We start from the raw sequence: 20,529 nt of genomic DNA on the forward strand, positions 1-20,529 counted from the left end.
TACTTACGTTTGCTTAGTCTGCGGTCAAAAGCGGTGGCTTTTTCGAGGACAGCTGCTTGGCTTTGGGTTCTTCGATGCGAAGCTCCAACTCGCCAGCCTTGATGCCCACTTTTACCAGACCGCCTTTGGCCAACTTGCCGAACAGTAGTTCCTCGGCCAGTGGCTTTTTGATGTGCTCTTGGATTACGCGGCCAAGCGGGCGGGCGCCCATCTTGTCGTCATAACCCTTGTCCGCCAGCCATTCAGCAGCGGCGCGGGTCAGTTCGATATGGACGTTGCGGTCCATCAGCTGAGCCTCAAGCTGCAGCACAAACTTCTCGACCACTTGCAGGATGACCTCTTTGCCAAGCGGGGCAAAGCTAATCACCGCATCCAGACGGTTGCGGAATTCCGGCGTGAAGGTGCGCTCGATCGCGGCGGTGTCTTCGCCTTCGCGACGGTCGCGGCCAAAGCCGATAGCGGCCTTTGCCTGTTCCGCAGCACCCGCGTTCGAGGTCATGATCAGCACCACGTTGCGGAAGTCTGTGGTCCGGCCGTTGTGGTCGGTCAGCTTCCCGTGGTCCATGACCTGCAGCAGGATGTTGAAGACATCCGGGTGCGCCTTTTCGATCTCGTCCAGCAGCAGCACACAATGCGGGTTCTGATCGACCGCATCGGTCAGCATGCCACCCTGATCAAATCCGACGTAACCCGGAGGCGCGCCGATCAGGCGGCTGACAGAGTGTTTCTCCATGTACTCAGACATGTCGAAACGGGTCAGTTCGACGCCCAGAGTGTCGGCCAGTTGCTTGGCGACCTCGGTCTTACCTACACCGGTTGGGCCGGCGAATAGATAGTTGCCGATGGGCTTTTCTGGCTCGCGCAGACCGGCCCGGGCCAGTTTGATCGCAGAAGACAGGGCTTCGATCGCTTTGTCCTGCCCAAAAACCACGCGCTTCAGGGCGGGTTCGAGGTCTTTGAGAACCTCGGCATCGTCCTTGGACACTGTTTTCGGTGGGATGCGAGCAATCTTAGCGATGACATCTTCGATCTCTTTTACACCGATGGTCTTGCGACGCTTGGATTCGGCGACCAGATGCTGTGCGGCGCCGGCCTCGTCGATCACGTCGATGGCCTTGTCCGGCAGCTTGCGGTCGTTGATGTAACGCGCCGACAGTTCCACCGCGGTTTTGATCGCATCGGTGGTGTATTTGATGTCGTGGTGCTTCTCGAAGTAGGGCTTCAGACCCTTCAGGATCTTCACGGCATCATCAACAGACGGCTCGTTCACGTCGATCTTCTGGAAACGACGCGACAGGGCGCGGTCTTTTTCAAAGTGCTGACGGAACTCTTTATACGTGGTTGAGCCCATGCAACGCAGTTTGCCACCCTGAAGCGCGGGCTTCAACAGGTTCGAGGCATCCATCGCCCCGCCGCTGGTCGCACCAGCGCCGATGACAGTGTGAATCTCGTCGATGAACAGCACCGCGTCCGGGTGATCTTCAAGCTCTTGCATGACCGCCTTCAGGCGTTCTTCGAAATCACCGCGATAGCGGGTTCCGGCCAGAAGCGCGCCCATATCCAGCGAGTAGATGGTCGCTTTAGACAGAACCTCAGGTGTCTCGCCCGCGACGATCTTGGCTGCCAGACCTTCGGCGATCGCGGTTTTGCCCACGCCCGGGTCACCCACCAGAAGCGGGTTATTCTTGCGGCGGCGGCACAGAACCTGAATGCAACGCTCGACCTCGTGGGCGCGACCGATCAGCGGATCGATGTCCCCTTTGGTCGCCTTGGTGTTCAGGTCAACGCAATACTTGGCCAGCGCTGATTCCTTATCCTGGGCTTCCTCGGTCGTCTCAGGCTGTTCTGCTTCGCTTAAGTCTTCGGCGCCGGTGATCGGACGACCCTCGCCAAAGGCGGGGTCCTTCGCAACACCATGCGCGATGAAGTTGACCGCGTCATAGCGGGTCATCTCTTGCTGCTGCAGGAAGTAGGCGGCGTTGGATTCACGTTCGGCAAAGATGGCGACCAGAACGTTTGCGCCAGTTACCTCGGTCCGGCCCGAGGACTGCACGTGGATCGCGGCGCGTTGGATCACGCGTTGGAAGGCGGCGGTTGGCACGGCCTCGGATCCGTCGATATCCGTGACCAGCGTCGACAACTCCTCATCAATGAAATCGGTGAGGGTCTTGCGCAGCTCATCCAGATCGACCGAACAGGCTTTCATGACCTTCGCGGCGTCGGGTTCTTCGATCAGCGCCAGCAGAAGGTGTTCTAGGGTTGCCAGTTCATGATTGCGTGCGTTGGCCATTGCCAGCGCAGAGTGAATGGCTTGCTCGAGTGTTGTCGAAAACGAAGGCACGTGGCGTGCTCCTTTCCTTATTAGGTCAGGGAACGGGGGAGGGCCCGTACCATAACCGTGGCCTCATAGTCTTAAAGTTCGGCTTTGTTCGCCAACCTTCAAGCTCTTTTTATTGAAAATCGCACTTTGGACCGTTTTGTGTCCATTTTTCTAAGCGCGATTTCACATCACCATCAGCCGTAGTCTCGCATCAGAAATTGTCTTTTCTGGTTCGAATTTCGGCGAAAACCGCGTCATCCGCCGCGTTTTCCATACCGATGGCTTGTTTGACCGACGCAAGATTCGCCCGAAGGAAGGGGTTCGTCGCGAGTTCATCACTTAGAAGTGAGGGAACTGTCGCCTGACCTTTCGCGCGCATTTCGTCGATCCGCTGAGAACGAGAGATAAGCTTGGCATTCTCCGGTTCAACCGTCAGAGCGAATTTTGCGTTGCTTGTCGTATATTCATGACCCGAGCAGATCAGCGTGTCGCCGGGCAGGGCGGCGAGCTTTGACAGGCTCACCCACATTTGCTGTGGGGTGCCTTCGAATAGGCGGCCACAGCCAAGCGCCATCAGGCTGTCGCCGGTAAAGGCGGCCTGAGCGGCGGGCAGATAAAAGGCGATGTGGCCGACGGTATGTCCCGAGACATCGAAGACCTGCACAGGGTTGCCAGCGAACTCGAACGTGTCGCCATCTTCGACCTGCGCGTCCAGTGGCGGCAGGCGGTGCGCGTCCGGCGCGCCACCGGTGACTTTGGCGCCGGTTGCCTCGACGACCTCGGCGACGCCGTCAATGTGATCCCAGTGGTGGTGGGTCAGCCAGATATCAGTCAGGGTCCAGCCGCGTTCGTTGAGAGCGGCCAGAATCGGCGCCGCCTCGGGGACATCCACGACCACCGTTGCTCCGCTGGCGCTGTCATGCACAAGGAAGCTGTAGTTGTCTTCAAGGCAAGGGACGGTGACAAGTTCAAGGGGCATGGCGTTTCCACGTTTGCAAGCTATGTTAATCCCAACTGTTGCCGATCCTGAGGCGGGCCGCAATGCACCTTGATGTGCTTGATCTGAGAAATTTTTACTATCGGACCAAATTGGGGCGGGTAGCTCAGAAGGCTGTGCGCCATCAGGTGCAGGAAATCTGGCCGGATCTGAAGGGTGAAACCTTGGCGGGATTTGGCTTTGCCGTGCCCTTGCTGCGCCCCTATCTGTCCGAGGCGCGGCGCGTGACAGCATTGATGCCGGGACCGCAGGGCGTGATGCCTTGGCCCGCGGGCGAGAACAACCTGTCAACCCTGTGCGAAGAGGTGCATTGGCCTCTGTCTACCGGCTTCGTCGACCGGTTGATCGTGATGCACGGGTTAGAGACCAGCAAAAATCCCTCGGCCCTTTTGGAAGAGTGTTTCCGCGCACTCAGCCCGCGTGGGCGCGCTTTGTTCGTTGTGCCCAACCGCTCTGGTCTCTGGGCGCGGAACGACCGTACCCCCTTTGGCTTTGGCCGTCCTTATTCGTTGCGCCAGTTGGAGGCGCAACTGAAGCAGCACGGGTTTCAACCCGAGGCGCATAGATGGGCTTTATTTGCGCCTCCAAACCACAAGCGTTTCTGGCTGCGCAGTTCCTCAATGCTCGAAGGCGTCGGTCGGCGAACGGGCGGTTTCTACCCGGGGGGCGTTTTGCTGGTTGAGGTGACGAAGCAGGTCTATCGCCCGTCAGGTCCGGGTGTGGCGGATGTGGTGAAAGACCCTCTGCGTGTTCTGGAAGGTCTGCCCGTTCCAAGCCCAAAGCCGGTGTGATTCACGCAAAAGCGACTCATTTCGGGATACAATTGCATACAAACAACGCTGCTTCATCTGGTCGCACCTTTGAAATATCTGTTTTAGACCCTTATTTTCACTGGTCTCCGTAAATACGCGAAAGCTGGCTGTTCTTTGTTGCTAGGTGTGATTTGCTCTGCTAAACCCACGCCGAATTTACGCGTGCTCATCCGAGTGCGTCACCAAGACTGCTACCTACCGCGTCCTGCGGATTAGGGGCTTCAGACATCGAAAGGGTGGACGTGTCCGAACCAGCTTCGATCTCAAACGGCATTGCTGCACGCTATGCCACGGCCATTTTTGAACTGGCCAAAGAGTCCAATTCCATTGCTGCCATTGAAGCAGACCTCGACGTTATCGAGGGCGCTCTTGCTGACAGTGCCGAATTCCGTGACCTGATCACTTCGCCGGTGTACTCGCGCGAAGAGCAGGGCAACGCGATTGCCGGTATCGCCCAGAAGATGGGTCTGTCTGCGACTCTGGCAAACACGCTTGGCCTGATGGCGTCCAAGCGTCGCCTGTTCGTGCTGCCGCAATTGGCTGCTACGCTGCGCGGCCTGATCGCCGACGAAAAAGGCGAAGTCACAGCGGAAGTCACCGCAGCCAAAGCGCTGACGGCTGAACAACTGGACAAACTGTCTGCCTCGCTGAAAGCGTCGGTCGGCAAAGATGTGAAAATTAATGCGACCGTTGATGAAAGCCTCATCGGCGGTCTTATCGTAAAAGTGGGCTCGAAGATGATCGATAGCTCGATCCGCTCCAAGCTCAGTGCACTCCAGAACACCATGAAAGAGGTCGGATAATGGGTATCCAAGCTGCCGAAATCTCTGCGATCCTGAAGGAGCAGATCAAGAACTTTGGCCAAGAAGCCGAAGTTGCCGAAGTTGGCCGCGTGCTGAGCGTTGGTGACGGTATCGCCCGTGTACACGGTCTGGACAATGTTCAGGCTGGTGAAATGGTTGAATTCCCCGGTGGTATCCGCGGGATGGCCCTGAACCTCGAGATCGACAACGTTGGTGTTGTTATCTTCGGTTCGGACCGCGACATTAAAGAAGGCGACACTGTTAAGCGTACCAACGCGATTGTGGACGTGCCGGCTGGCGACGCTCTGCTGGGTCGCGTTGTTGACGGTCTGGGCAACCCGATCGACGGCAAAGGCCCGATCGAAGCGTCCGAGCGCCGCATCGCTGACGTTAAAGCGCCGGGCATCATCCCGCGTAAATCGGTTCACGAACCGATGGCAACCGGCCTGAAGTCGGTTGACGCGATGATCCCGATTGGCCGTGGCCAGCGTGAACTTATCATTGGTGACCGTCAGACCGGTAAAACTGCCGTTGCTCTGGACACCATCCTGAACCAGAAGTCGTACAACGACGCTGCTGGCGATGACGAAAGCAAGAAACTGTACTGCGTATACGTCGCGGTTGGTCAGAAGCGTTCGACCGTTGCTCAGCTGGTCAAGAAGCTGGAAGAAACCGGCGCGATCGAATATTCGATCGTTGTGGCCGCAACCGCGTCCGACCCGGCACCGATGCAGTTCCTGGCGCCCTACGCCGCGACCGCAATGGCCGAATACTTCCGTGACAACGGCAAGCACGCCCTGATCATCTATGATGACCTGTCGAAGCAGGCTGTGTCCTATCGTCAGATGTCGCTGCTGCTGCGTCGTCCTCCGGGACGTGAAGCCTACCCGGGCGACGTTTTCTACCTGCACTCCCGTCTGCTGGAACGTTCGGCGAAGCTGAGCGAAGAGCACGGTGCAGGCTCGCTGACCGCTCTGCCGGTTATCGAAACTCAGGGCGGCGACGTTTCGGCGTTTATTCCGACCAACGTGATCTCGATCACCGACGGCCAGATCTTCCTGGAAACCGAGCTGTTCTACCAGGGTATCCGCCCTGCTGTTAACACAGGTCTGTCGGTTTCGCGTGTTGGTTCGTCCGCACAAACCAACGCGATGAAGTCGGTTGCTGGTCCGGTTAAACTGGAACTGGCTCAGTACCGCGAGATGGCTGCGTTCGCGCAGTTCGGTTCGGACCTTGACGCCGCAACTCAGCAGCTGCTGAACCGTGGTGCCCGCCTGACCGAGCTGATGAAACAGCCGCAGTACTCGCCGCTGACCAACGCGGAAATCGTCTGCGTCATCTACGCTGGTACCAAAGGTTACCTGGACAAGCTGCCTGTCGCTCAGGTTGGTCGCTTCGAACAGGGCCTGGTCGCACACCTGCGCGGCAAGCACGCCGATCTGTTGGATTACATCACCAACGAAGATCCGAAGATCAAAGGCGAAGCGGAAGACAAGATCAAAGCCGCGCTTGACGAATTCGCAGCAGACTTCGCGTAAGTAGGGCCTCAGGGGACAGGATATGCCAAACCTGAAGGATCTCAAAAACCGGATCGAGAGTGTCAAAAGCACTCGTAAGATCACGAAGGCCATGCAGATGGTGGCCGCCGCAAAACTGCGGCGGGCACAGGATGCGGCCGAGGCCGGACGGCCTTATGCAGCACGGATGAATGCCGTGCTGGGTGGACTGGCGGCTTCGGTCGGCGGTTCAGACAGCGCACCGAAGCTTCTGTCGGGCACCGGTTCTGATCAGACCCACCTGCTGGTGGTCATGACTGCAGAACGTGGCCTGTGCGGCGGCTTTAACAGCTCGATCGCCAAACTGGCACGCGCCAAGGCCGAGGAACTGATCGCCGCGGGTAAAACCGTGAAGATCCTGACCGTCGGTAAAAAAGGCCGCGAGCAGCTGAAGCGTGACATGGCAGAGCTTTTCGTCGACCACGTCGACCTGAGCGAAGTCAAGCGCATCGGCTATGAGAACGCGCATGAGATTGCCGCTGACGTTCTGGGCCGCTTTGACGCGGGCGAGTTTGACGTTGCGACCATCTTCTACAACCGTTTCCAGTCGGTGATCTCGCAGATCCCGACGGCGCAGCAGATCATTCCTGCCGCGTTCGAGGAAAGCGAAGCAGAAAGCACTCTGTACGACTATGAACCGTCGGAAGAGGGCATTCTGGAAGACCTGCTGCCGCGCGGTGTCGCGACACAGATCTTTGCAGCGCTTCTGGAAAACGGCGCGTCCGAGCAGGGTGCACGTATGTCCGCAATGGACAACGCGACCCGCAACGCTGGCGACATGATCGACAAGCTGACCATCGAGTTCAACCGCTCGCGTCAGGCTGTCATCACCAACGAGCTTATCGAAATCATTTCGGGCGCTGAGGCGCTCTAACCGAACCGGAGACGAAACATGGCAAACGCAAAAGGCAAAGTGACCCAGGTCATTGGCGCCGTTGTGGACGTGCAGTTCGAAGATCACCTGCCGGAGATTCTGAACGCACTGAACACCGAGAACAACGGTAAGAAACTGGTTCTGGAAGTATCCCAGCACCTTGGCGAAAACACTGTTCGCTGCATCGCGATGGACGCGACCGAAGGTCTGGTCCGTGGCGCACCGGTAGAAGACACCGGCGCACCGATCTCGATCCCGGTTGGCAACGCCACCCTGGGCCGCATCCTGAACGTTATCGGCGAACCCGTTGACGAAAAGGGTCCGGTTGAAGCGAAAGAAACTCGCGCCATCCACCAGCCCGCACCGGAATTCAACGATCAGGCAACTGAATCCGCGATCCTGGTTACCGGCATCAAGGTTATCGACCTGCTGGCCCCCTACTCGAAGGGTGGTAAGATTGGTCTGTTCGGCGGCGCCGGCGTTGGCAAAACCGTTCTGATTATGGAACTCATCAACAACATCGCAAAAGTGCACTCGGGTTTCTCGGTGTTCGCGGGTGTTGGCGAGCGTACTCGTGAAGGTAACGACCTGTACCACGAGATGATCGAATCGAACGTTATTAAGCCTGACAACCTGGAAGAATCGCAGGTTGCGCTGGTTTACGGCCAGATGAACGAACCTCCGGGTGCGCGTGCACGTGTTGCTCTGACCGGTCTAACCCTGGCCGAGCAGTTCCGTGACCAGTCCGGTACCGACGTTCTGTTCTTCGTCGACAACATCTTCCGCTTTACTCAGGCGGGTTCCGAGGTGTCGGCGCTTCTGGGCCGTATTCCTTCGGCGGTGGGCTATCAGCCGACCCTGGCAACCGACATGGGCGCCATGCAGGAACGCATTACCTCGACCAAGCAGGGTTCGATCACCTCGATCCAGGCCGTCTACGTTCCCGCGGACGACCTTACCGACCCCGCACCGGCAACCACCTTTGCGCACCTCGACGCAACCACCGTTTTGTCGCGTGCGATTTCGGAGCTGGGCATCTACCCGGCGGTTGACCCGCTCGACTCTTCGTCGCGTATTCTGGACCCGGCCATCGTTGGTGAAGAACACTACAACGTTGCCCGTGAAGTTCAGGGTATCCTGCAGCGCTACAAGTCGCTGCAAGACATCATCGCCATCCTTGGCATGGACGAACTGTCGGAAGAAGACAAACTGACCGTTGCGCGTGCTCGTAAGATCCAGCGCTTCCTGTCGCAGCCGTTCGACGTTGCGAAGGTCTTCACCGGTTCCGACGGTGTTCAGGTTCCGCTGGAAAAAACCATCGCTTCGTTCAAAGCGGTTGTTGCTGGCGAATACGACCACCTGCCGGAAGGCGCGTTCTACATGGTCGGCGACATCGACGAAGTGATCGCCAAAGCCGAGAAAATGGCAGCAGACGCCGCCTAAGGAGGGCTGAATGGCCGATACGATGCAATTCGACCTGGTGTCGCCTGAGAAGAGCCTCGCTTCGGCTCAGGTGACCGAGGTTCAGATTCCGGGTGCCGAGGGTGACCTGACTGCGATGCCGAACCACGCACCGCTGATCACCACCCTGCGTCCCGGCGTTCTGAAGGCTGCCGGACCCGACGGCGACATGGAATATGTCGTCACCGGCGGGTTCGCCGAGATCTCGGCAGAGGGCACCTCGGTTCTGGCGGAGCGTGCATATGCCGTTGCCGACATGACCGCGGACGTTCTGTCGACCCTGCTGGACGAAGGCAAAGCCGCGCTGGAGGCCGCACCGGCCGAGGCGAAGGACGCGCTGGCCAAGCAGGTTGCCGATCTGGAAGCCATGGGTGCCAAAGTCGGGCTGTAAGTCCGACTAAGGTCTGATCCTTTACACATTTAGAAAAACCCCGCTCGACAAGAGCGGGGTTTTTTGCATTCTGGGGGAATAGAAGACCCGAAGGCAATTTTTATCCCAATGAAGAAATTGGAAAACCATCTGATAGGAATCGAACAGGGCTCACCAATTCTGTTTTCGGATTTCAAGGATGGGGGGGATATGTGGTCCGGGACCGGACCACGCGAAGTGCGCCATCCCGTGACTTTCAACCAGCCGTTCAAAAAGCCGCCCTCTGTACAGGTTTGCATATCCATGTGGGACATGGATCAGAAAACGAATATGCGGGCGGATATTTCAGCGGTGAACATCACCACTGATGGGTTCGACATCCTGTTCAGCACTTGGGCTGACACCCGGATCGCGCGGATCCGGGCCAGCTGGATGGCGATTGGAGAGGCCAGTCACGACGATGACTGGCAACTCGATTAGGTGGTGTAGAGACCTTCGTAGATCGGCCCCAGGGTCGAGTTATCAAACAGCGACGAAACAGAGGTGCCGTTCCAGGTGTTCAGAATCGCCTGCGCGAACAGCGGGGCGGTGGGAACGATTCGGATATTCTTTGCCGCCTGAACCGGGCCGGTCGCCTCGATCGAGTCGGTGATCACGAGGCTTTTCATGACAGAGTTGGTCACGCGCTCAACCGCAGGGCCGGAAAGAACACCGTGGGTGATATAGGCGTGAACCTCTTTGGCGCCTTTTTCCATCAGCAGGTCAGCGGCCTTGCACAGGGTTCCAGCGGTGTCACAAAGGTCGTCCACGATGATACAGGTCTTGTCGCTGACATCACCGATCACGGTCATCTCGGCAACTTCACCGGCCTTCTCGCGGCGTTTGTCCACGATCGACAGCGGTGCGTTGATGCGCTGAGCCAGTTCGCGGGCACGGGCCACGCCGCCCACGTCGGGCGAGACGACCATGATGTCGTCCAACTGGTCTTTGAAGTGGTGCTTCACGTCCAGCGCAAAGATCGGCGATGCGTAAAGGTTGTCGACCGGAATATCGAAGAAGCCCTGAATCTGCGTCGCGTGCAGGTCCATAGTCAGGATACGTTCGATCCCGGCTTCAACCAACATATTGGCGACCAGCTTGGCGGTGATCGGCGTGCGGGCCTTGGTGCGACGGTCTTGACGCGCATAGCCGAAATAGGGAATCACGGCAGTGATCCGCGCGGCCGAAGAACGGCGCAGCGTGTCGGCGATGATCAGCAGTTCCATCAGGTTGTCGTTTGCCGGGTTCGAGGTCGGCTGGATAATGAACATGTCCTCACCGCGGACGTTCTCGAACACCTCGACAAAAATTTCTGCGTCGTTGAAACGCTCGACCCGCGCATCCACAAGACTGACCGGACCGCCGCGATGCATGGACATCCGTTTTGCAATGGCCTTCGCCAAGGTCTGGTTCGCGTTTCCGGAGATAAGTTTCGGCTCTGTGAGCGTGGGCATGGCAGCGCTTCCCGCAATAAATGACAGATTCGTGACGTTGACACCGTCACGCAACCCGATAGCGTCTTAACTGCTTTGCTGCAATGGGAGGGTGGCTTTTGGCCCAAATTGACTATTATTTCTCGACAGTTTCGCCGTTTACCTACCTAGCCGGAAACCGGCTGGAAGAGATCGCGGCCAAGCACGGGGCGACGATCACGTATAAACCGATTGATCTGATGGCCCTGTTTCCCCGCACCGGTGGCGTTCCGCTGCCGGAACGGCACCCCAATCGAAATGATTATCGCGCGCAGGATCTACCGCGTCTGGCCAAGGTGTCTGGACTGCCGTTTAACCTGAAGCCCATGTATTGGCCCGCCAATGCCGCGCCATCGTCCTACGCCATTATCGCCGCGCAAAAGGCCGGGGGCGGCGATGTGGGCGCCTTGGTGCAGGGCATCCTGAGGGCTGTCTGGGCCGAGGAACGCGACATTGCCGACGACGCGACGATTGGGGCCTGCCTAGAGGCGGCAGGGTTTGACCCCTCTCTCGCGTTCAGTGGAATGCTTGTGGGGGCAGAGACCTATGCGGCTAATCTGGAAGAGGCCGTGAACAAAGGGGTCTTTGGATCGCCCTTCTATATCACCGACGACGATCAGCGGTTCTGGGGGCAGGACCGGCTGGATCATCTGGATCTGCATCTGGCGGGAGAGCTTTAGAGCTCTTCGTCGATCAGGTAGTCTTCCCATTCCTCGACGGGCAGGCCGAACTCTGACACGGTCTGCCCGCGCATCGAGATACCGGCCTTATGAACGCTTTCCGGGTCGCCCGAGACCAGCGGATGCCAGTCGGCCAGACCTTTGCCCTCTTGCATGCGGCGGTAGGCGCAGCTGGCTGGCATGAAATAGGCTGTCTTGTGCAACGTCTCGGGTGTCAGGACGATGCATTCGGGTACGATCATCTTGCGCGTCTCATAATGTGCACAGCGGCAGGTGTCGTCGTCCAGAAGGCGGCACGCGACGCGGGTAAAGACAACTTCGCCCGTGTCTTCGTCTTCCAATTTGTTCAGACAGCATTTGCCGCAACCATCGCAGAGCGCTTCCCACTCTTCGCGGGTCATCTTTTTCAGCGGGATTTTCTCCCAGAAACGGGGGCGCAGCTTGGTCATAGCGCGGTCAGGATTGCACGTGCTTGGTCGCAATCCTCATCCATCTGCTTGATCAGAGCCTCCAGCCCGTTGAACTTCAGCTCTGGCCGCAGATAGTCGACCAACCCGACCGAGATACGGGACCCGTAGAGGTCGGCAGAGAAGTCGAACAGGAAGGTTTCGCAATTGGGCACTTCGCCGTCGAACATCGGGCGGACCCCGATTGAGGACGCACCGTGGTAGTTGCCGGCATGGGGGCCGTCGAGAACCTCGACCAGAACGGCATAGACACCGAACCTCGGTTGATGCAGCCCGGCAAGAGAGATGTTGGCGGTTGGAAAGCCCAACTCGCGGCCGCGCTGTTCCCCTGTAATCACCTCGCCCTCGATACGGTGCCAGTGACCCAGCATCTCGGCTGCGTCACGCGGGCGGCCCTCGGTCAGCGCGTTGCGAATCTGGGTAGAGGACACGGTCAGGTCAGTGCGCTCCAGAAGTTGGGCGAGGGTCACGGCGAAACCGTATTTCTCGCCTAGATCGACAAGGTCCTGCGCCGAGCCGCTGCGCTTCGCCCCGAAGCAGAAATCGGCACCGACAACCACATGGGCCACGCCCAAAGCATCGACCAGAACCTGCTTTACGAACTCGTCTGGCGTCAGCGAGGACAGATCACGGTTAAAGGGCATTTCATACAGTTGCGCGACGCCCAGCTTTTCCAGACGGTGCGCGCGAGCGTCAGAATTCATCAGGCGAAAGGCCGGGGCGTCGGGGGCAAAGAATTCACGCGGGTGGGGTTCGAAGGTCAGCACACCCAAAGGCGCGTTGCCCCAGTCACGGGCAATGTCCAGCACCGCCTGATGGCCCAGATGGACGCCGTCAAAATTGCCAATCGCGACGCTGGCGCCGCGATTTTCATCTGTCAGATCATTGATAGAGCTATGGCGCTGCATCGGTCCCCGGGGTGCGGGGCCAGCCCCGTCAGTCGAACTTGCGGCTTGGCGCCAGTACGACGGCCTCGCCTCTTAGAACAACCGTATCGCCCACGGCGCAGTGACAATCAAGTGTCACCCGGCGCTTGGCGTGGTTGATGTCGACGACTTTGACCTCGGCATAGACCACGTCACCGGGGCGTACGGGGGCCATGAAGGTCAGCGACTGCTTCATGTAGATGGTGCCGTGGCCGGGAAGCTGTTCGCCAATCACGGCAGAGATCAAGCCCGCGGTCAGCATGCCATGTGCGATGCGGCCTTCGAAGATCGTGTCGAGGGCGTAGTCATCATCAAGGTGTACCGGGTTCCGGTCGGTTGAGACTTCGGCGAACAGTTCGATGTCGCGGTCGGTCACCTCTTTGCGCAGGTAACGGAGCATCCCGATTTCGATATCTTCGATGCAAATTGTTCCGCGTGGCATGTTGTCCAACATCATGACTTCCTCGATTCATGTTGCGGTGCAGCATAAGATACTCCACAGCCATTTGCAAACGGGAAAGTAATAATAGTCCACCTGCCGCAAAAAAGTCGTAACTTTCTTGCGTGATGGATTTGCCCTACCGAAGGAAGCCGATGCTGTAATTCGGCGATACTTTTTCTTGGGCGAGGTAGGTTTTCAGCTTTTCCGAATCTGGTTGATGCTTGGTGCCGGTGTCAGCAGCGGCTAGGCCGCCGGTGATGAAAAGGCTGTCCAGGTTTTCGCCCATAGCGCCCGAGATATCTGTGTGGGGGCCGTCGCCGATGCACAGGATGTCCTCGTCGGCGATGTTGGCGAGTTCGGCCAGACGGCGGCGGGCAAGGTCATAGATCGGCGGGTGGGGCTTGCCAAAGTACAGGCTTTCACCGCCCATTTCGGTATATAGGCGCGCCAGTGCACCAGCGCACCATTCGCGGTCTTCGCCCCGATCCACGACGATGTCGGGATTGGCGCAGAGCAGTTTCATGCCCTTCTGCTTGGCATAGAGAAAGGCGGGGCGGTTCACGTCCGGGTCTGCGTGCGGATCCATTGGACCGCAGCATACAATGCCTTCCGCTTGTTCCAGCGGAACGCGGGTGATTTCCACTGGGTTTTCGATGATTTGAATGGGCTCAAAGAAGCCCGCATCGCGTTCCTCTTCGCCCATGAAATAGACCTTGGAGCCGACCGCGCCCAAATACATGGCTGACCGCGCGCTGTCGCCAGAGGTGGCGATCGTGTCATAGGCATCGGCGGGAACTTTGAACTGCGCCAGTTGCTCTGCCACGCCCAGACGCGGTTTCGGAGAGTTGGTCAGAAGCACCACGATCCCACCCTGACGGCGGTAGTCCTGCAAAGCGGCGACGGCCTCGGGGTAGGCGGTGATCCCATTGTGGACACAGCCCCAGAGGTCGACAAACAAGGCTTTATAGCGCGACGAAATTTCGGAAAGGGATGTGATAATCTGGGTCATGGTGGCCTCTGGGTCGGTCGTTGTCTTGGGGTACACCACGCTGCGCGTCAGCGGTAGGGGAAAAGCCCAAAGCTTTGATGCAGAATGCGTACAGAAGCTGTACGCACGATATTGCCGTCAGACAGTTTCCAGAATCTCTGCCACAAGGGACCGGAACCATCGGTGCGCCGGGTTGTGAGAGCTGCTTTTGTGCCACGTCATGCAGAGTTCGACCCGTGGCACCTGCATCGGCGGGTGATAAAGCGACAACCCAAGGCGCGGGGCCAAATGGTTGGCAAGCTGGCTTGCCGTCAGAGCGACCAGATCGCTGCTTGAAACCGCAGAGAGGACACTGGACATGAACGGTAGGCTCATGGCCACGCGCCGCGAGCGCCCGGCTTTTTGTAGCGCAATGTCCCCCATCGTTTGCAGCCGACCTTCGGGAGAGAAGACGACATGCCCAAGGTCGCAATACAGATCCATCGGAATGACCTCGCCGGGGGTAATGCCTGCGCGCTCCAGACGCGGGTGATCCTTACGTGCTGTGACGACAAAGTCGGAATACAGAACGGTTTGCGACTCGATCCAGTCGGGATAGGTGGTGCGTGGGTTCAGCGAGATGTCGACATCAATCTCGCGCAGTTTTTCAAGATGGCCATCGGGCACCAAATCGACCAGTTGCACCTGCATGAAAGGGGCCTGTCGTGCCATCCGATCGGCCAGCCGGGGCATCAGGATTTCCGCGAAGAAATCGGTGCCGGACAGTTTGAAACTGTCTCGCGCGCGGCTGGGGTCGAAGGTTTTCTCTTTCGATAGCGTGCTGGCGATGTCTTCCAGCAAACAGCGCAGAGGCACCTGCAGTCCCCGGGCATAGTCGGTCGGCACAATGCCCTGACCCTCGCGTATGAACAACGGGTCATCCAGACTGAGACGCAACCGCCCAAGCGCGGCGGATACGGCGGGTTGGGTAAGGCCAAGCCGCTCTGAGGCTTTGGTGGTGGAACGCAGCTCTAACAGCGCGTCGAGGACCCTGAGAAGATTCAGGTCGAGGCTTAATAAATTAATCATGCTTATACATATCATACAATTTACAAATTTTGAGAATGAAATTGGTTGGGCCACACTCTTTCAAAGAGCGACATTTGAAGGAGTTAAACATGTCGGGGCGCACCAAGGCAGAACTTGAGAATGTGACTTATGCCTGCCATCTGCGCGGATCAGAAACCGGCGGCAGTATAGGGATCTTCGAAAGCACCGACGCCCCCGGTTATGGCCCACCCCGGCACATTCACCATGATGCGGACGAAACGTTCTTCATCCTGTCGGGTGAGGTCGACTTCCTGTGCGATGGGCAAGTCGTGGAGCGCAGCGTGGGTCAAACGCTTTTCGTACCGCGCGGGACAGAGCATTGCTTTCGGGTCAAAGGCGAATACCCGGCGCGCCTGCTGACAATCATGACACCCGGTGGCTTTGAAGAGTTTTTCGATGCGTTCAAAGCCAAGGGTTTGGAGCTGCCAAGGGATATGGAGCAGATCGCGAAAATCGCCTTGGAATTTCACTGTGAGTTTACAGGGCCGCCGATGGAAGCGGCATAAAAAGGGAGAAGGAAATGAAGGGAATCGCGTTTTTGTTTTTCTTGGTGGCAGCGCTTTGCGTCACCATTGGCATGGCCTGGGGAATTCAGATGTCTGCCTCGGGTAACCACACCCTGTCGGCGGCGCATGCGCATTTGAATCTGATCGGCTGGGTCACGATGGGATTGTTCGGGGTGTACTACCATGTGGTTCCCGATGCCGCCGGGAAGATGTTGGCCAAGGTGCACTTTGGTGTGGCAGTGGCCGGTGTGGTCATCATCACGCCGGGGATTGTACAGGCCGTCACCGAGAGGGGAGAGACACTGGCCAAGGTCGGCTCGCTTCTGACTTTGGTGTCGATGCTGATCTTCCTGTTCACGGTCGTGACCAACCGGGTCAAGGCGTAGGGTTCGGGGTGCCTAAGACGACATGACTCCGAAAAAGAAAAAACGCCGCGCGATCTCTCGCGCGGCGCTTTGTTTGTGACCGGTACGGATCAGACCTTCAGGTTCGGAATGATCTGCTTTTTACGGCTGACAACGCCGGGCAGCACAACGGTGTCGCCCTCGGCAGTGACGTCAAAGGACTTGGCCGCAACGTCTTTGACCAGATCGTTGGGAACCAGCAGGGTCGATTCTTCGTTCAGGATGTCGACGACGAACAGCAGGACCTGATCAACACCGTCTTCAGCGGCAACGGTGGTCATGGCCTCCATCAGGCTGGCCTTGCGGTCCAGAACGGTCGCGGGCGAGGTGGTTTCCAGAACCGAGACGCGGAACTTGGTGTCGCCAACGCCGTACTCTTTCGAATCCATGCGCAGCAGTTCGGCATCCGAAAACGCGCTGACGTCGGATTTCGCAGCAAACATTTCGGCGGCATAGGCCGGGATGTCGATGCCCAGATTGGCGGCCAGCGTTTCGGCCACGGCGCGATCGTGTGCGGTGGTGGTCGGCGAGCGGAATTCCAGTGTGTCGGACAGGATGCAGGACAAGGCCGCGCCCTTGATCGCTTCGGGCATCTTGGCGATGTCGGCGCCCATCAGGTCAACCATGATGGTGGCGGTGCAGGCCAGTGGACGGATGGTGATGTCGATCGGGCCTTTGGTTTCCAGACCGCCGACCAGCTTGTGGTGGTCGATGATGGCCTGAATGTCAGCGTCGTTGATATTGTCGGGCAGTTCTGCCGGGTTGTTGGTGTCGACGATGACGACGGGCTCATCCGCGGCAACGCCGTCGATGATTTCCGGCTTATCGAGGTTCCAGCGCTCTAGCATGAAAGCGGCTTCGGTGTTGGGCTCTCCCAGAAGCTTGGCTTCTGCCGGGGTGCCTTTGATTTCCGACAGGTACCACGCCCAGATCAGGGGCGAGCCGGTAGAATCGGTGTCAGGGGATTTGTGGCCGAAAACTTTGATGCTCATGGCGGTCATGTCCGTGTTTAAATAGGGTCGGCGGCCTTATAGGGCTGTGTAGAACCCTTGTCACGTCATGAGCGGTTGGATTCAGTCAAACGCGACATTCAGGCGCGTTATCGTGAAGCCTGCGTCCTGTAACAGCGGCAGAACGCCGGTTTCACCAAACAGGTGCAGCGCGCCAACGGCCACCAATGTCGGGCGGTCCGAAACGGCCTCTAGAATCGCGGGGGCCCATGCGGTGTTGCGATCATGAAGCAGCTTTTGTTCCATCTCCGCCAGTTCGACCAGAACCTCGTCGGCGCGGTCGCCTGCAGTGCGGCGGACCTTGTCCAGCGTGTATTCCCAGATCAGGCCGGTCTGCTGGCGGAAGTAAAGCTCTCCGGCGGTTAGGTCGGTGTCGAGGTCCAGCATGCCCAGTTCCATCCCCTTGCGCAGATCCTTGACCTGTTCGTCCAGCGACTCCGAGGCCAAGAGGGTCAGTAAACCATCAACCATATCCAGCGAGGTCACGGGCAGGTCCTTGTCGGCAAACAGCGCCTCTATCTGGCGGTCGAGCCCGGGTTTCTTGGCGCTGATCTGGGCCATGGCACAGGGCGGGATGGCCAGAGTCAGGGCCAAGAACCACGGCTGGTATTTCGCTGCGACGAAGGGCGGCAGGCCCCTATCCTGCGCAGCAGCCGAAAGTTCTTTCCATTCCTCAGGCGTGAGCCGGTCGATCAGGGTCGGGCCCTCGGTGATGAAGGCATAGCTTGGATCGGTTGCCAGCAGGGTTTCAAAGGCAGACTGTGTGTCGCGGTTGGCTTCGACCAGCAGTTGGTCCACGTCGGGAAGGATGCGCGATACCTGCTCGACCAGCGGGGCGGTGCGGCTGTCTGGTAGGTGATAGGTGCCGATGACATACGAGGTCAGGCTGCCTTTTTGTACACGCCAGAATATGCCTTCAGAAAAGGGTTCTTCCGCCGCAGCCTGTATCAGCTTGGCCTGATGGGCTTCGGGCAGATCGTCAAACGGGGTGACGCGCGGACATTCTGCAAAGGCCGGGCTGCACAGTGTAATAAGGCTGAAAACAAGGGGTAAAAGCTTCACGGTCGCGGGGCTTTCCTTGGGGCGGTGGATCAATTGTGGGCCAGTGGAAGTGCTGGGCGCGGACTTGTCAATCCATGCGAGCCGGCGGCTGGTCAAAGAAAATTGCCCCAACTTGTTGACTCCTCATTTCGATTTGCCTACCTCTTCGCCGTTAGCACTCGAAGGAGGTGAGTGCTAATAAGAGGACAACTTCAACGCAGGAGCGTTTCAAAATGGCATTTACTCCGCTGCACGACCGAGTTCTGGTCGAACGCGTCGAAAGCGAAGAAAAGACCGCTGGTGGTCTGATCATTCCCGAAGCTGCAAAAGAAAAGCCGGCTGAAGGCCTGGTTGTGGCTGTAGGCGCAGGCGCGAAAGACGAAGATGGCGATCGTATCTCCATGGACGTCAAAGAAGGCGACAAGATCCTGTTCGGCAAATGGTCGGGCACCGAGGTCACCATCGACGGCAAAGAACTGCTGATCATGAAAGAGTCCGACATCATGGGCATCCTGTCCTAAGTCGTCGACCAAGAATTAAAAGAATTTCAGGAGCATAAAAAATGGCTAAGGACGTAAAGTTCGACACCGATGCCCGCAACAAGATGCTGAAGGGCGTCAATGTTCTGGCAGACGCCGTAAAGGTAACACTGGGCCCCAAAGGCCGTAACGTAGTTATCGAGAAATCTTTCGGCGCACCGCGCATCACCAAAGACGGTGTATCGGTTGCCAAGGAAATCGATCTCGAAGACAAGTTCGAGAACATGGGCGCTCAGATGGTCAAAGAAGTGGCCTCGCGTACCAATGACGAAGCCGGTGACGGCACCACCACTGCGACCGTTCTGGCACAAGCAATTGTCAAAGAAGGTCTGAAGCAGGTTGCAGCGGGCCTGAACCCGATGGACCTGAAGCGCGGCATCGATCTGGCAACTGCCAAAGTCGTTGAAGCGATCAAAGCAGCAGCGCGCGAAGTCAAAGACAGTGACGAAGTTGCTCAGGTTGGCACCATCTCGGCCAACGGCGAAGCTGAAATCGGCCGCCAGATCGCAGACGCGATGCAGAAGGTTGGCAACGAAGGCGTTATCACCGTTGAAGAGAACAAGGGTCTGGAAACCGAGACCACTGTTGTTGAAGGCATGCAGTTCGACCGCGGTTACCTGTCGCCGTACTTCGTCACCAACCCGGACAAGATGATTGCCGAGCTGGAAGACTGCCTGATCCTGATCCACGAGAAGAAACTGTCTTCGCTGCAGCCGATGGTTCCGCTGCTGGAGCAAGTGATCCAGTCGCAGAAGCCTCTGCTGATCATCGCGGAAGACGTTGAAGGCGAAGCGCTGGCAACTCTGGTTGTCAACAAACTGCGCGGCGGCCTGAAAATTGCTGCTGTCAAAGCACCGGGCTTCGGCGATCGCCGTAAGGCCATGCTGCAGGACATCGCGATCCTGACCGGCGGTCAGATGATCTCGGAAGACCTGGGCATGAAGCTTGAGTCGGTCACCATGGACATGCTGGGCACTGCCAAGAAGATCCAGATCTCGAAAGACGAGACCACCATCGTGGACGGCGCTGGCGAGAAAGCTGAGATCGAAGCACGTGTATCGCAGATCCACACCCAGATCGCAGACACCACCTCGGACTACGACCGTGAGAAGCTGCAAGAGCGTGTTGCCAAACTGGCAGGCGGTGTTGCTGTTATCCGCGTCGGCGGCATGACCGAAGTGGAAGTTAAAGAGCGTAAAGACCGTGTTGACGATGCGCTGAACGCGACCCGCGCGGCCGTTCAGGAAGGCGTCATCGTTGGTGGTGGTGTTGCTCTGGTTCAGGGCGGCAAAGCTCTGGAAGGTCTGGAAGGTGCAAACGCCGACCAGAACGCCGGTATCAACATCGTTCGCAAGGCTCTGGAAGCTCCGCTGCGCCAGATCGCTGAAAACGCAGGCGTCGACGGTGCGGTTGTTGCGGGCAAAGTCCGCGAAAGCACCGACCTGTCCTTCGGCTTCAACGCTCAGACCGAAGAATATGGCGACATGTTCTCGTTCGGCGTGATCGACCCGGCGAAAGTCACCCGTACCGCTCTGGAAGACGCGGCATCGGTTGCTGGCCTGCTGATCACCACCGAATGCATGGTTGCAGACAAGCCTGCCGAAGGCGGCGCTGGCGCCGGTGGCGGCATGCCCGACATGGGCGGCATGGGCGGCATGATGTAAGCCAGCCCGGCACAGTCAGAATAAGAAAGGCCCGCCAATCGGCGGGCCTTTTTCTGTTGTTCAAAGGCG

At 58.2% G+C, this 20,529-nt stretch carries 22 protein-coding genes; 12 read left to right on the forward strand and 10 right to left on the reverse strand.

Annotated features, from left to right (window positions below; translation table 11 throughout):
- Positions 1–13: 13 nt before the first annotated feature.
- Complete coding sequence (gene clpA / locus CLM58_RS04845) at positions 14–2,341, reverse strand: ATP-dependent Clp protease ATP-binding subunit ClpA (protein WP_095594740.1); 2,328 nt, start codon at positions 2,339–2,341, stop codon at positions 14–16.
- A gap of 190 nt (positions 2,342–2,531) precedes the next feature.
- Positions 2,532–3,299: a hydroxyacylglutathione hydrolase gene (gloB, locus tag CLM58_RS04850; RefSeq protein WP_095594741.1), complete on the reverse strand. Its 768-nt coding sequence runs from the start codon at positions 3,297–3,299 to the stop codon at positions 2,532–2,534.
- 62 nt (positions 3,300–3,361) lie between these two features.
- Between gloB and CLM58_RS04855 the strand changes: the two genes are divergently transcribed.
- From CLM58_RS04855 to CLM58_RS04885, 7 genes are all read left to right on the forward strand, one after another.
- Positions 3,362–4,108 (forward strand): methyltransferase domain-containing protein, encoded by a 747-nt coding sequence (locus tag CLM58_RS04855; RefSeq protein ID WP_095594742.1) that lies wholly within the window; start codon positions 3,362–3,364, stop codon positions 4,106–4,108.
- Between the two features lie 263 nt (positions 4,109–4,371).
- Positions 4,372–4,932, forward strand: a complete 561-nt coding sequence (locus tag CLM58_RS04860) for a F0F1 ATP synthase subunit delta (RefSeq protein WP_095594844.1) — start codon at positions 4,372–4,374, stop codon at positions 4,930–4,932.
- Complete coding sequence (gene atpA / locus CLM58_RS04865; RefSeq protein WP_095594743.1) at positions 4,932–6,470, forward strand: F0F1 ATP synthase subunit alpha; 1,539 nt, start codon at positions 4,932–4,934, stop codon at positions 6,468–6,470. The genes CLM58_RS04860 and atpA overlap by 1 nt, the downstream gene beginning before the upstream one ends.
- Positions 6,471–6,492: 22 nt before the next feature.
- Positions 6,493–7,362 carry a F0F1 ATP synthase subunit gamma gene (locus CLM58_RS04870; RefSeq protein ID WP_095594744.1) on the forward strand — a complete coding sequence of 290 codons (870 nt, stop codon included), beginning with the start codon at positions 6,493–6,495 and terminating at the stop codon, positions 7,360–7,362.
- A gap of 18 nt (positions 7,363–7,380) precedes the next feature.
- The gene (atpD, locus tag CLM58_RS04875; RefSeq protein ID WP_095594745.1) at positions 7,381–8,805 is read left to right on the forward strand and encodes a F0F1 ATP synthase subunit beta; all 1,425 of its coding nucleotides are present in this window, start codon (positions 7,381–7,383) and stop codon (positions 8,803–8,805) included.
- Between the two features lie 10 nt (positions 8,806–8,815).
- Complete coding sequence (locus CLM58_RS04880) at positions 8,816–9,214, forward strand: F0F1 ATP synthase subunit epsilon (protein WP_095594746.1); 399 nt, start codon at positions 8,816–8,818, stop codon at positions 9,212–9,214.
- A 108-nt stretch (positions 9,215–9,322) separates the two neighbouring features.
- Positions 9,323–9,673: an H-type lectin domain-containing protein gene (locus CLM58_RS04885; RefSeq protein WP_095594747.1), complete on the forward strand. Its 351-nt coding sequence runs from the start codon at positions 9,323–9,325 to the stop codon at positions 9,671–9,673.
- Here the strand turns inward: CLM58_RS04885 and CLM58_RS04890 are convergent.
- Positions 9,670–10,686 (reverse strand): ribose-phosphate pyrophosphokinase, encoded by a 1,017-nt coding sequence (locus tag CLM58_RS04890; RefSeq protein ID WP_095594748.1) that lies wholly within the window; start codon positions 10,684–10,686, stop codon positions 9,670–9,672. The two genes, CLM58_RS04885 and CLM58_RS04890, sit on opposite strands and share 4 nt — an antisense overlap.
- Before the next feature lie 98 nt (positions 10,687–10,784).
- Between CLM58_RS04890 and CLM58_RS04895 the strand changes: the two genes are divergently transcribed.
- The gene (locus CLM58_RS04895; protein ID WP_095594845.1) at positions 10,785–11,384 is read left to right on the forward strand and encodes a 2-hydroxychromene-2-carboxylate isomerase; all 600 of its coding nucleotides are present in this window, start codon (positions 10,785–10,787) and stop codon (positions 11,382–11,384) included.
- Here the strand turns inward: CLM58_RS04895 and CLM58_RS04900 are convergent.
- The 5 genes from CLM58_RS04900 to CLM58_RS04920 all read right to left on the reverse strand — a co-directional run bounded on the left by CLM58_RS04900 (position 11,381) and on the right by CLM58_RS04920 (position 15,275).
- Positions 11,381–11,833 carry a YcgN family cysteine cluster protein gene (locus CLM58_RS04900; RefSeq protein WP_095594749.1) on the reverse strand — a complete coding sequence of 151 codons (453 nt, stop codon included), beginning with the start codon at positions 11,831–11,833 and terminating at the stop codon, positions 11,381–11,383. The two genes, CLM58_RS04895 and CLM58_RS04900, sit on opposite strands and share 4 nt — an antisense overlap.
- On the reverse strand, positions 11,830–12,759 hold the full coding sequence (locus CLM58_RS04905; protein ID WP_095594750.1) for a bifunctional riboflavin kinase/FAD synthetase: 930 nt from the start codon (positions 12,757–12,759) through the stop codon (positions 11,830–11,832). The genes CLM58_RS04900 and CLM58_RS04905 overlap by 4 nt, the downstream gene beginning before the upstream one ends.
- 28 nt (positions 12,760–12,787) lie before the next feature.
- Positions 12,788–13,231: a MaoC family dehydratase gene (locus CLM58_RS04910; protein WP_095594846.1), complete on the reverse strand. Its 444-nt coding sequence runs from the start codon at positions 13,229–13,231 to the stop codon at positions 12,788–12,790.
- 124 nt (positions 13,232–13,355) lie between these two features.
- Positions 13,356–14,228, reverse strand: coding sequence for a TIGR01459 family HAD-type hydrolase (locus tag CLM58_RS04915; protein WP_095594847.1), 873 nt, complete (start codon positions 14,226–14,228; stop codon positions 13,356–13,358).
- A 117-nt stretch (positions 14,229–14,345) separates the two neighbouring features.
- Entirely contained in the window at positions 14,346–15,275 is a 930-nt protein-coding gene (locus CLM58_RS04920) for a LysR family transcriptional regulator (RefSeq protein WP_229666203.1), read from the reverse strand.
- Positions 15,276–15,364: 89 nt separating this feature from the next.
- Between CLM58_RS04920 and CLM58_RS04925 the strand changes: the two genes are divergently transcribed.
- Together CLM58_RS04925 and CLM58_RS04930 are read left to right on the forward strand one after the other, a co-directional pair.
- Positions 15,365–15,802 (forward strand): cupin domain-containing protein, encoded by a 438-nt coding sequence (locus CLM58_RS04925; RefSeq protein WP_158221856.1) that lies wholly within the window; start codon positions 15,365–15,367, stop codon positions 15,800–15,802.
- 14 nt (positions 15,803–15,816) lie between these two features.
- Positions 15,817–16,188 carry a hypothetical protein gene (locus CLM58_RS04930; protein WP_095594752.1) on the forward strand — a complete coding sequence of 124 codons (372 nt, stop codon included), beginning with the start codon at positions 15,817–15,819 and terminating at the stop codon, positions 16,186–16,188.
- An 89-nt stretch (positions 16,189–16,277) separates the two neighbouring features.
- Here the strand turns inward: CLM58_RS04930 and CLM58_RS04935 are convergent, their stop codons facing one another.
- Together CLM58_RS04935 and CLM58_RS04940 are read right to left on the reverse strand one after the other, a co-directional pair.
- Complete coding sequence (locus CLM58_RS04935; protein WP_095594849.1) at positions 16,278–17,198, reverse strand: manganese-dependent inorganic pyrophosphatase; 921 nt, start codon at positions 17,196–17,198, stop codon at positions 16,278–16,280.
- A gap of 81 nt (positions 17,199–17,279) precedes the next feature.
- A complete protein-coding gene (locus CLM58_RS04940) occupies positions 17,280–18,311 on the reverse strand; it encodes a TraB/GumN family protein (RefSeq protein ID WP_158221857.1) in 1,032 nt (343 codons plus the stop codon).
- Positions 18,312–18,490: 179 nt separating this feature from the next.
- Between CLM58_RS04940 and CLM58_RS04945 the strand changes: the two genes are divergently transcribed.
- Both CLM58_RS04945 and groL read left to right on the forward strand, forming a co-directional pair.
- Positions 18,491–18,778, forward strand: a complete 288-nt coding sequence (locus CLM58_RS04945; protein WP_095594754.1) for a co-chaperone GroES — start codon at positions 18,491–18,493, stop codon at positions 18,776–18,778.
- Positions 18,779–18,819: 41 nt separating this feature from the next.
- A complete protein-coding gene (groL, locus tag CLM58_RS04950; protein ID WP_095594755.1) occupies positions 18,820–20,460 on the forward strand; it encodes a chaperonin GroEL in 1,641 nt (546 codons plus the stop codon).
- The last annotated feature ends 69 nt before the right edge of the window (positions 20,461–20,529 follow it).

This window comes from Actibacterium pelagium (assembly GCF_002285415.1).
Taxonomy (GTDB): domain Bacteria; phylum Pseudomonadota; class Alphaproteobacteria; order Rhodobacterales; family Rhodobacteraceae; genus Actibacterium_B; species Actibacterium_B pelagium.

Excerpts from the sequence above, each read along its gene's own strand:
- gloB (WP_095594741.1), bottom strand. The coding sequence starts at position 3,299 with ATGCCCCTTGAACTTGTCACCGTCCCTTGCCTTGAAGACAACTACAGC.
- CLM58_RS04855 (WP_095594742.1), top strand. The coding sequence starts at position 3,362 with ATGCACCTTGATGTGCTTGATCTGAGAAATTTTTACTATCGGACCAAA.
- atpA (WP_095594743.1), top strand. The coding sequence starts at position 4,932 with ATGGGTATCCAAGCTGCCGAAATCTCTGCGATCCTGAAGGAGCAGATC.
- CLM58_RS04870 (WP_095594744.1), top strand. The coding sequence starts at position 6,493 with ATGCCAAACCTGAAGGATCTCAAAAACCGGATCGAGAGTGTCAAAAGC.
- atpD (WP_095594745.1), top strand. The coding sequence starts at position 7,381 with ATGGCAAACGCAAAAGGCAAAGTGACCCAGGTCATTGGCGCCGTTGTG.
- CLM58_RS04880 (WP_095594746.1), top strand. The coding sequence starts at position 8,816 with ATGGCCGATACGATGCAATTCGACCTGGTGTCGCCTGAGAAGAGCCTC.
- CLM58_RS04885 (WP_095594747.1), top strand. The coding sequence starts at position 9,323 with ATGAAGAAATTGGAAAACCATCTGATAGGAATCGAACAGGGCTCACCA.
- CLM58_RS04890 (WP_095594748.1), bottom strand. The coding sequence starts at position 10,686 with ATGCCCACGCTCACAGAGCCGAAACTTATCTCCGGAAACGCGAACCAG.
- CLM58_RS04900 (WP_095594749.1), bottom strand. The coding sequence starts at position 11,833 with ATGACCAAGCTGCGCCCCCGTTTCTGGGAGAAAATCCCGCTGAAAAAG.
- CLM58_RS04905 (WP_095594750.1), bottom strand. The coding sequence starts at position 12,759 with ATGCAGCGCCATAGCTCTATCAATGATCTGACAGATGAAAATCGCGGC.
- CLM58_RS04910 (WP_095594846.1), bottom strand. The coding sequence starts at position 13,231 with ATGTTGGACAACATGCCACGCGGAACAATTTGCATCGAAGATATCGAA.
- CLM58_RS04915 (WP_095594847.1), bottom strand. The coding sequence starts at position 14,228 with ATGACCCAGATTATCACATCCCTTTCCGAAATTTCGTCGCGCTATAAA.
- CLM58_RS04920 (WP_229666203.1), bottom strand. The coding sequence starts at position 15,275 with ATGATTAATTTATTAAGCCTCGACCTGAATCTTCTCAGGGTCCTCGAC.
- CLM58_RS04925 (WP_158221856.1), top strand. The coding sequence starts at position 15,365 with ATGTCGGGGCGCACCAAGGCAGAACTTGAGAATGTGACTTATGCCTGC.
- CLM58_RS04930 (WP_095594752.1), top strand. The coding sequence starts at position 15,817 with ATGAAGGGAATCGCGTTTTTGTTTTTCTTGGTGGCAGCGCTTTGCGTC.
- CLM58_RS04935 (WP_095594849.1), bottom strand. The coding sequence starts at position 17,198 with ATGAGCATCAAAGTTTTCGGCCACAAATCCCCTGACACCGATTCTACC.
- CLM58_RS04945 (WP_095594754.1), top strand. The coding sequence starts at position 18,491 with ATGGCATTTACTCCGCTGCACGACCGAGTTCTGGTCGAACGCGTCGAA.
- groL (WP_095594755.1), top strand. The coding sequence starts at position 18,820 with ATGGCTAAGGACGTAAAGTTCGACACCGATGCCCGCAACAAGATGCTG.